The organism is Actinomadura rupiterrae, assembly GCF_024172125.1.
Taxonomy (GTDB): Bacteria; Actinomycetota; Actinomycetes; order Streptosporangiales; family Streptosporangiaceae; genus Spirillospora; species Spirillospora rupiterrae.
This window is the reverse complement of record NZ_JAMZEA010000019.1, coordinates 77,396-88,349: the sequence shown is the minus strand read 5'-3', so window position 1 is coordinate 88,349 and position 10,954 is coordinate 77,396. Positions and strand designations below refer to the sequence as shown.

General features: G+C 73.2%; 1 protein-coding gene. It reads left to right on the top strand.

Translation table 11 applies throughout. The features are described 5' to 3' along the window. Positions 1–2: 2 nt before the first annotated feature. Positions 3–10,874, top strand: coding sequence for a non-ribosomal peptide synthetase (locus FHU30_RS44125; protein ID WP_253883707.1), 10,872 nt, complete (start codon positions 3–5; stop codon positions 10,872–10,874). The last annotated feature ends 80 nt before the right edge of the window (positions 10,875–10,954 follow it).

The following is a 10,954-nucleotide window of genomic DNA, read 5'->3' as shown; positions in this document are numbered from 1 at the left end:
CCATGGTGAACTCCGCAGGCGGACCGGCCTCCGCGCGGGTCGAGGTGTGGCCGCTGTCGCCGCTCCAGGAAGGCCTGCTCTTCCACGCCCGGCACGCCGAAGGCGCCGAGGACGTCTACGTCGCGACGCAGGTTCTCGAACTCGCGGGCGAGCTGGACCAGGAGGTGCTGCGCGCGTCCTGGGAAGCGGTGCTGCACCGGCACGCCGCCCTGCGCGCGTGCTTCCGGCGGCGCGGCTCCGGCGCCCCGGTCCAGATGATCCCCCGCGAGGTGGCGCTGCCCTGGCGCGTCACGGACCTGTCCGGGCTGCCGGCCGCCGAAGCCGACGCACAGGCCCGGCACCTGGCGGCCGAAGAACGCGCCCGGCGCTTCGACCTGACCGCGCCGCCGCTGCTCCGCCTCCTGCTGATCACGCTCCCCGGGGACCGGCACCACCTGGTGCTCACCACCCACCACATCATCCTGGACGGCTGGTCCCTGCCGGTCCTGCTGCGCGAGCTGGCCGAGCTGTACCGCGCGGGCGGCGACGCGTCCGGGCTGCCGCCCGTCACGTCCTACCGCGAGTACCTGCGCTGGCTGGCCCGCCAGGACACCGCCGCCGCCGGCCGCGCCTGGACCGAGGCCCTGACCGGCACCGACGAACCGACCCTCGTCGCGCCCGCGGTGCGGGATGCCGCGCCCGTCCTGCCGCGCACGGTCCGCGGCACCGTCGACCAGGCCCGCACCGCCGCCCTCCGCGACCTGGCCCGCACCCGCGGCCTGACCCCCAACACGGTCGTCCAGGCGCTGTGGGCGATGCTGGTCGGCCGCCTGTCCGGACGCGACGACGTGGTGTTCGGCGCGACCGTCGCCGGGCGGCCGATGGAGCTGCCCGGCATCGAGCACACGCTCGGCCTGTTCGTGAACACCGTCCCCGTCCGCGTCCGGCTCGGACCGGCGCAGCCCTTCGCGGACCTGCTGGACGACGTCCAGCGGCGGCAGTCCGCGCTGCTCGACCACCAGCACCTCGGCCTCGCCGAGATCCAGCGGGCCGCCGGGCCGGGAGCAGGCTTCGACAGCCTGCTCGCCTACGAGAGCTACCCCCGCTCCCAGAACGGCCCGCCGCGCTTCGGCGGCCTGTCGATCACCCGGGCCGTGAGCGAGGACGCCGCGCACTACCCGCTCACCCTCGTCGTCAACCCGCACGACGAGCTGGACCTCCAGCTCACCTACCGGCCCGACGCGTTCACCGCCGGCACCGCCGCCGGACTCCTGGACCGCTTCGGCCGCATGCTGGACCAGATCACCGCCGACCCGACCATCCGGCTGTGCGACCTGGACGTCCTGCGCCCCGGCGAACGCGGCCCCGTGGGGACGGTGGAAGACCTTCCCGAGCCGTCGGCCGAGGGCGCGTCCCTGGTCGAGCTGTTCGAATCCCAGGCCACCCACACCCCCGACGCGCTTGCCGTTGTTTCAGGGGAGACCCGCTGGACGTATGCCGACCTCGATGCCCGGTCGAATCGGATCGCGCGCACTCTGCGCGCTGGGGGAGTGGGGCCCGAGGATCTGGTCGCGGTGCGTCTGGAGCGGTCGGCGGATCTGGTCGCCGCGCTGCTGGGTGTGCTGAAGGCGGGCGCGGCCTACCTGCCGATCGACCCGTCTTACCCGGCGGAGCGGATCGCGTTCATGCTGGACGACGCGTCCCCGGTCGCCGTCGTGGACGACGATTTCCTCGCTGACCTTGCTACTGATGACAGCCGCGTTGGCCTCCGGGTGCGCTCGTCGCAGGCGGCGTACGTGATCTACACGTCGGGATCGACCGGCCGCCCCAAGGGCGTGATCGTCCCGCACAGCAACGTCGTGCGCTTGCTGGAGTCCGCAGGTTCGCGTTTCGATTTCGGTGCGGACGACGTGTGGGCGTTGTTCCATTCGTTCGCGTTCGACTTCTCGGTGTGGGAGTTGTGGGGAGCGCTGGGCTTCGGTGGTCGTGTGGTCGTGGTGCCGTGGGAGGTGTCGCGTTCTCCGCATGACTTAGTCGAGCTGCTGGCCGCCGAGCACGTCACGGTCTTGAACCAGACGCCGTCGGCGTTCTACCAGCTCATGGACGTCGAGGGCCTCGCGGATGTGGGCTTGCGCTGGGTCGTGTTCGGCGGTGAGGCGCTGGACGTCTCCCGCCTTGCAGGCTGGTTCGCGCGCCATCCCGACACCGCCCTGGTCAACATGTTCGGGATCACCGAGACGACCGTCCATGTGACCTGGGGATTGCTGGACGAGACGTTGTGCGTGCCGGGCGCGGGCAGTGTTGTGGGCTCGGCGCTTCCGGGTTGGCGCGTGCATGTGCTGGACGCCTGGTTGCGTCCGGTTTCGCCCGGTGTTGTCGGCGAGGTGTACGTCTCCGGCGCGGGCGTCGCGCGCGGGTACCTGAACCGTGCAGGGCTGTCGGCGAGCCGCTTTGTCGCGGACGTGTTCGGGACCGGAGCCCGGATGTACCGGTCCGGGGATCTGGCCCGATGGCGTCCGGACGGTTCGCTCGACTACCTCGGCCGGGCGGACGCGCAGGTGCAGTTGCGCGGGTTCCGCGTCGAGCTAGGCGAGATCGAGGCCGTGCTTGCCGCGCACCCCGGGATCCGTCAGGTCGCGGTCGTCGTCCGCGAAGACCAACCTGGCACGCAACGCCTGGTCGCCTACACGGTCGGCGACGCCGATCCGAACGTGCTGCGCGAGCATGTGGCCGGACGGCTGCCCGACTACATGGTCCCAGCGGCGTTCGTTCCGCTGGACGTCCTGCCGATCACCGTCAACGGCAAGCTCGACCGCGCCGCCCTCCCCGCCCCCGACCTCGCGGGCATCACCAAGGGACGGCCTCCGAGGACACCGGCCGAAGAGGTCCTGTGCGGACTGTTCGCCGAGGTGCTCGGGGTCGCGTCGGTCGGCGCGGACGACTCGTTCTTCGAACTCGGCGGGGACTCGCTGCTGGCGATGCGGCTGATCGCGCGCCTCCGGGCCGTCCTGGACGCCGAGGTCGGCATCCGCGAGCTGTTCGCCACGCCGACCGTCGCCGGGATCGCCCGGCTGGTGGCGGACGAGCGGGACGCCTCGGCCGTGCCGCTGACCGTCCGCGAGCGTCCCGACCGGATCCCGCTGTCGTTCGCCCAGCAGCGCATGTGGTTCCTCAGCCGCCTGGAGGAGGCGGGCGCGGGCGCCGCCTACAACATGCCGCTCGTCCTCGGCCTGTCCGGCGACCTGGACGTTGCAGCCCTGGAAGCCGCGCTCGGCGACCTCGCCGACCGGCACGAGACCCTCCGGACGATCTTCCCCGAGGCCGACGGCACCCCCTACCAGCGCATCCTCCAGGGCGCCGAAGGCCGCCCCGAGCTGGTCGTGGACGCGGCCGACGACACCGACCTGAACGCGATCGTCGCCGCAGAGGTGGGCCGGGGCTACGACCTCGCCCGCGAACTGCCCTGGCGGACGCGGCTGCTGAGGCTCTCCGATACCGAGTCGGTGCTGATCATCGTCGTTCACCACATCGCGGGCGACGGCTGGTCCCTCGGCCTGCTGGCCGACGACCTGCGCGCGGCCTACGCCGCCCGCCGCGACGGCACCGCGCCGGCATGGACGCCGCTCACCGTCCAGTACGCCGACTACGCGCTGTGGCAGCGGGAGGTGATGGGCGACCCGGACGATCCGGACAGCCTGATCGCGACGCAACTCGCCTACTGGCGTGACACCCTCGCCGGAGCGCCCGAGGAACTGACCCTGCCCGCCGACCGGCCGCGTCCCGCCGAAGCGTCCTTCCAGGGAGGTTCGGTTCCCTTGGACGTGTCGGCGGCGACCCACGCGCGGCTCGCGGAGGTGGCGCAGCGGCGCGGCGTGACGATGTTCATGGTCGTCCAGGCCGCGCTCGCGATGCTGCTGGCCCGCCTGGGCGCGGGCACCGACATCCCCATCGGCACCGTCACCGCCGGACGCGGCGACGCCGCCACCGAAGACCTGGCCGGGTTCTTCCTCAACACCCTCGTGCTGCGCACCGATGTGTCCGGCGATCCGTCGTTCGCGGACGTGCTGGCGCGCGTCCGCGACACCGACCTGGCCGCCTACGCCCACCAGGACCTTCCCTTCGAGCGGCTCGTCGAAGACCTCAACCCGACCCGGTCCCTCGCCCGCCATCCGCTCTTCCAGGTCATGCTGACCCTGCACAACACACCGCAGGCCGACCGACCCTGGGAACTGCCGGGGCTGCGCGTCCGGCCGCTGCCACCGGACGAGGGCGCCGTACCGGCCAAGTTCGATCTGACCTTCGGGCTCCGGGAACGCCGCGACGACCACGGGCATCCCGCCGGCATCTCGGGCGACCTGCAATTCGCCGGGGACCTGTTCGACCGGAGCACCGCCGAGCGGCTGGCCGAGCGCCTCACCGGCCTGCTCGACCAGGTCGCCGCCGACCCCCGTGCCCGGCTCGGCCAGCTCGACGTCCTGACCGAACCGGAGGCCAGGGACATTCTCGCCCTGCGGGAAGCCCCCACCCCGGACTTCCGCGACGCCTCCCTGGTGGACCTGTTCGCCGAGCAGGCCGACGCCGCGCCGGACGCCGTCGCCGTGGTCTCAGGCGAGACCCGCTGGACTTACGCCGACCTCGATGCCCGGTCGAACCGGATCGCGCGCACTCTGCGCGTTGGGGGAGTGGGGCCCGAGGATCTGGTCGCGGTGCGCTTGGAGCGATCGGCGGACTTGGTCGCTGCGCTGCTGGGTGTGCTGAAGGCCGGGGCGGCCTACCTGCCGATCGACCCGTCTTACCCGGCTGAACGGATCGCGTTCATGCTGGACGACGCGTCCCCGGTCGCCGTCGTGGACGACGAGTTCCTCACTCACCTGGACGAGGACGACAGCGCCATCGGCGTCCGCGTGCGTCCGGAGCAGGCCGCCTACGTCATCTACACCTCGGGTTCGACAGGACGGCCCAAAGGCGTCGTGGTCCCGCATGCGAATGTGGTGCGCCTGCTGGAATCCGCAGCGACACGATTCGACTTCGGTGCGGACGAAGCGTGGGCGTTGTTCCACTCGTTCGCGTTCGACTTCTCGGTGTGGGAGTTGTGGGGAGCGCTCGGTTTCGGTGGCCGTGTGGTCGTGGTGCCGTGGGAGGTATCGCGTTCTCCGCATGGCCTGGTGGAGCTGCTGACCGCTGAGCGCGTCACGGTCCTGAACCAGACACCGTCGGCGTTCTACCAGCTCATGGACGTCCAGGGTCTTCCAGGCGTGGGCCTGCGCTGGGTCGTGTTCGGCGGCGAGGCTCTCGATCTGAGCCGCCTGTCGGGGTGGTTCGCGCGCCACCCGAACACTGCCCTGGTCAACATGTTCGGGATCACCGAGACGACCGTCCACGTGACGTGGGGTCGGCTCGATGAGAGCTTGTGCGTGCCGGGCGCGGGCAGTCACGTGGGCTCGCCTCTCCCAGGGTGGCGGGTGCAGGTGTTGGACGCCTGGTTGCGTCCGGTCCCGCCAGGGGTGGTCGGCGAGGTGTACGTCTGTGGCGCGGGCGTTGCGCGCGGATACCTGAACCGTGCCGGGCTGTCGGCGAGCCGCTTCGTGGCCGACGTGTTCGGCTCCGGCACCAGGATGTACCGGTCGGGCGACCTCGCACGGCGACGCCCAGACGGCTCGCTCGAATACCTCGGCCGCGCCGATGCGCAGGTGCAGTTGCGCGGGTTCCGCGTCGAACTCGGCGAGATCGAAGCCGTGCTCGCTGGGCATCCCGGCGTCCGTCAGGTTGCGGTCGTCGTCCGCGAGGACCAGCCCGGGACGCAACGCCTGGTCGCGTACATCGTCGGCGATGCCGACCAGGGCGCATTGCGGGAGTATGTGGCGGCGCGCCTGCCCGAGCACATGATTCCAGCGGCGTTCGTTCAGCTGGACGTCCTGCCGATCACCGTCAACGGAAAGCTCGACCGCGCCGCCCTCCCCGCCCCCGACCTCACCGGGACGGCGAAGGGACGGCCTCCAGCGACCCCGGTGGAAGAGGTGCTGTGCGGCCTGTTCGCCGAGATCCTCGGCCTGGAGACGGTCGGCGCGGACGACTCGTTCTTCGAACTCGGGGGCGACTCGCTGCTGGCGATGCGGTTGATCGCGCGCGTCCGGGCGTCCATGGACGCCGAGGTCGGCATTCGCGAGCTGTTCGCCACGCCCACGGCCGCCGGGATCGCCCGACTGATCGAGGGCGAGAGCGGCGCCTCCGTCGCGCCGCTGACCGCTCGCGAGCGTCCCGACCGGATTCCGCTGTCGTTCGCGCAGCAGCGCATGTGGTTCCTCAACCAGCTCGAAGGCGACGACACCCGCGCGGCCTACAACGTCTCGTTCGTGGTCCGCCTCACCGGCGATCTCGACGTCCCCGCGCTCGAAGCCGCGCTCGGTGACCTGTCCGACCGGCACGAGATCCTCCGGACGGTCTTCCCCGACACCGACGGCACCCCCTACCAGCGGATTCTGCACGGTCCTTCCGGACGGCCCGACCTGCGCGTCCGCGCCGCAGCGCCCGCCGACGTGAGCACGATGCTGCACGACGACACCGCCCGGGGCTTCGACCTCGCCCGCGAACTGCCCTGGCGGGTCGGGCTGCTGCGGATCTCCGGCACCGAAGCGGTGCTGGTCATGGTCGTCCACCACATCGCCGTGGACGGTCTGTCGCTGAACGTCCTGGCCCGCGATCTCGGCTCCGCCTACGCCGCCCGCCACGCCGGCAACCCACCCGACTGGACGCCTCTCCCCGTCCAGTACGCCGACTACGCGCTGTGGCAGCGCGAGGTGATGGGCGACCCCGACGACCCGGACAGCCTGATCGCGGCCCAGCTCGCCTACTGGCGCGACGCTCTCAAGGACGCGCCCGAGGAACTCGCCCTGCCCACGGACCGGCCGCGTCCCGCCGAGGCGTCCTTCCGCGGCGCGGTCGTCCCGATCACGCTCGACGCGGACGCCCACGCCGGGCTCGTCGCCGTGGCGCGGCAGCACGGCGTGACGCTGTTCATGGTCGCCCAGGCGGCGGTGGCGATGCTGCTGGCGCGGCTCGGCGCGGGCACCGACATCCCGCTCGGCACCGCCATCGCCGGACGCGGCGACGCCGCGACCGAGAACCTGGCCGGCTACTTCGTCAACACGCTCGTGCTGCGCACCGATGTGTCCAGCGACCCGTCGTTCGCGGACGTCCTGGCGCGCGTCCGCGACACCGACCTGGCCGCCTACGCCCACCAGGACCTTCCTTTCGAGCGGCTCGTCGAAGACCTCAACCCCGCCCGGTCCCTCGCCCGCCATCCGCTCTTCCAGGTCATGCTCGCCGTGGAGTCGGAGCCGACGCAGGACTGGACGCTGCCCGGCCTGCGCACCGAACCCGTCCTGGCGCAGGCGCCGTCCGCGAAGTTCGACCTGTCGATCACCCTGGAGGAGCGGCTGGCCGGCGGCGTCCCGGCGGGTCTGGGCGGCGGGATCGAGTACGCGACCGACCTGTTCGATGAGGAGACCGCGGCGGAGCTGGCCGGGCGGCTGGCCCGCGTCCTCGCCCAGGTGGCGGCCGAGCCCGGCACCCGCCTGCGCGAGCTGGAGATCCTGTCGCCCGAACAGCGCGCCATCATCCTGAACGACTGGAACGACACCGTCACACCCGTCCCCGCGCAAACCCTGGTCGAACTGTTCGACCAGCAGGTCGCGGCGGCCCCCGGCGCGCTGGCGGTCCTGGACGAGGACGCCCGCCTCACCTACGCCGAACTGGACGCGCAGGCCAACCGGCTGGCGCGTGAGCTGATCGCGCGCGGCGCGGGCCCGGAATCGGTCGTGGCCGTGATGGTCGAGCGCTCGGTCCAGCTGCCGGGCGTCCTGCTGGGCGTCATGAAGTCCGGCGCGGCCTACCTGCCGATCGACCCCGAACACCCCGCCGAGCGCGTCCGGGACCTGCTGGCGGACGCCGCGCCCGACGCGATCGTGTGCGCACGCAACACCGAGCATCTCGTTTCGGGGGACCGGCTCGTCCTGGACGATCCCGCGACGGCCGCGGCGCTCGCCGAGCACCCGGCGGAAGCCCGCGTCACCGACGCCGAGCGCACGCTGCCGCTGCACCCCGATCACCCCGCGTACGTGATGTACACGTCCGGATCGACAGGCCGTCCCAAAGGGACGATCCTCAGCCACCGCGCCGTGGTGAACCAGCTCGCCTGGATGAGCGGCGAGTACGGCATCACCCCGCAGGACAGGGCGCTGCACAAGGCCTCGGTCGGGTTCGACGTGTCGGTCTGGGAGATGTTCATGCCGCTGATCAGCGGCGCCGCCGTCGCGGTCGCCCGGCCCGGCGGCCAGCGCGACCCCCGCTACCTCGCCGAGCTGGTCGAGCGGTGCGGCGTGACGGCCGCCGAGTTCGTCCCGTCGCTGCTGGCGGCGTTCCTGCGGGAGGACGGCGCCGCCGGGCGGGCGCGCGGGCTGCGCCGGGTCTTCTCCGGCGCGGAGGCGCTGCCCGCCGAGCTGGTCGAGGAGTTCCACGGCCTGCTGGACGCGCCGCTGCACAACCTCTACGGCCCGACCGAGACCGCGATCGGCGTCACCGCCCGGCCCTGCCCGCCGGGCGGCGGCCCGGGCCCGGTCCCGATCGGACGGCCGGTCTGGAACACCCGCGTGTACGTTCTGGACGAGTTCCTGCGGCCGCTCCCTCCCGGCGCGGTCGGCGAGCTGTACGTGTCCGGCGTGCAGCTCGCCCGCGGGTACTCCGGCCGGGCCGCGCTCACCGCCGAACGCTTCGTCGCCTGCCCGTACGAGGCGGGCGCCCGGATGTACCGGACCGGCGACCTGGCGCGCTGGACCCGCGACGGCGAGCTGGTCTTCGCCGGACGCGCCGACGAGCAGGTGAAGCTGCGCGGTATCCGGATCGAGCCCGGCGAGATCGAGGCCGTGCTGGCCGAGCACCCGTCGGTCGCGCGCGCCGCCGTCGTCGTCCGCGAGGACCGGCCCGGAATCCGGCGGCTGGTCGCCTATGTGACCGGCCCGGACGCCGACCCGGCCGAGCTGCGCGCGCACGCCGCCGCACGGCTCCCCGACGCGATGGTCCCGGCCGCGGTGGTCGTGCTCGGCGAGCTGCCGGCACTTCCGAACGGCAAGCTGGATCGGGCCGCGCTGCCCGCCCCCGACCCGTCCGCCGCGTCGTCCGGCGGACGGCCGCCCGCCACCCCCGCCGAGGCCGTCCTGTGCGCGCTGTTCGCCGAGCTGCTCGGCCTCGCCGAGGTCGGCGCGGACGACTCGTTCTTCACCCTCGGCGGCGACTCGATCATGTCGATGCTGCTGGTGTCGCGGGCCCGCCGCGCCGGACTGGAGATCACCCCGCGGCAGGTGTTCGAGGCTAAGACACCCTCCGGGCTGGCCCTGGTCGCCGGGACCGTCCGCCCGGAGGCGAGCGTGCCCGTCGCGGACGACGGTGTCGGCGACCTCCCGCTCACGCCCGTGATGCGCGACACCGCCGACCGCGCCGGATCGGCCTCGCTGACCGGGCCCTACTGCCAGACGATGTTGGTGACCGCCCCCGCCGACCTGGACTTCGACCGGTTCGTCACCGCGGTCCAAGCCCTGCTCGACCGGCACGGCATGCTGCGCGCTCGCCTGGACGAGCTGGCCGGCCGGCTCGTCGTGCCGCCCGCCGGAACCGTCGCCGCATCCGGGCTCGTGAGCCGCGTGGGCATCGCCGAACTGCGCGGCGGCGCGCCCGTCCGCGCGGCGATGGGCCGGCTCGACCCGCGTGCCGGGATCATGCTCCAGGCGGTCTGGTTCGACGCCGGCCCGGACCGGACCGGCCGGGTCCTGCTCGCCGTCCACCACCTGGCCGTGGACGGGGTGTCCTGGCGGATCCTGCTGCCCGACCTCGCCGCCGCCTACGCCGGAACGGCCCCCGAAGCCGTCCCGACGTCGTTCCTGCGCTGGTCGCGGGCGCTGGCCGCGCAGGCGACCGACCCGTCCCGCCTCGCCGAACTGCCGCTGTGGCAGCGGATGCTGGACGGCGCCGCGTCCCCCTTCGACACCGCTCCACCGGACACCGCGACTGCGGGCAGCGCGGCGGTCCAGACGACGCGGGAGGTGCCGGAGGAGGTCACGGCGGCGCTGCTCACCCGCGTCCCGGCGGCCTTCCACGCGGGCGTGGAGGACGTGCTGCTCGCCGGGCTCGTCGCCGCGCTGAGCGAGCGCCGCCGCCACCGCGACGGGCGCGACCTGCCCGGCGGCGTGCTGGTCGACCTCGAAGGCCACGGCCGCGAGCCGCTCGCCCCCGGCATGGACCTCGCCCGCACCGTCGGCTGGTTCACCGACGTCCATCCCGTCCGGCTCGATCCGGGCGCGCTGGACCACGCGGCCGTCCGTGCCGGAGGCGGGGCGGCGGGCGCCCTGGTCAAGCGGGTGAAGGAGCAGCTGCGGGCCGTCCCGGCCGACGGGCTCGGCTACGGCCTGCTCCGCCGCCTCAACCCCGACACCGCCGCCGCGATGGCCCGGCTGCCCGTCCCGGAGATCGCCTTCAACTACTTCGGACGGTTCGCCGCCGAGCCGTCCGGCGCGTCCCGGCCGTGGGAGCCCGCCGGGGCGACCGCGTTCGGCGGCGGGACGGCAGCGGGCATGACCGCGACCCACGCGCTGGAGGCCGGCGGGCTCGTCCACGACCTGCCCGCAGGCCCCCGGCTGACGCTCGCCCTGGCCGGCTCGGCGGGTCTGTTCACCCGCGCCGACCTGGACGACCTGGCGGACCGCTGGGCGGCCATGCTCGCCGGGCTCGCCGCGCACACCGCCGACGGCGGCGGCGGGCACACCCCGTCCGACTTCAGCCTGGTGTCCCTCGGACAGGACCAGATCGACGAACTCCAGTCGGGCCTCGCCGGCGAATTCGGCTGAGCCCGCCGCCCATTCCATATTGCGCATTTGGACAGCCCTTCCGCCCCGTTCGGGCTTGGTAGAGTCCGCCACGTATGTGC

Bases quoted from the DNA above. Each gene is read 5' to 3' on its own strand.
- FHU30_RS44125 (WP_253883707.1), top strand. From the start codon at position 3: ATGGTGAACTCCGCAGGCGGACCGGCCTCCGCGCGGGTCGAGGTGTGG.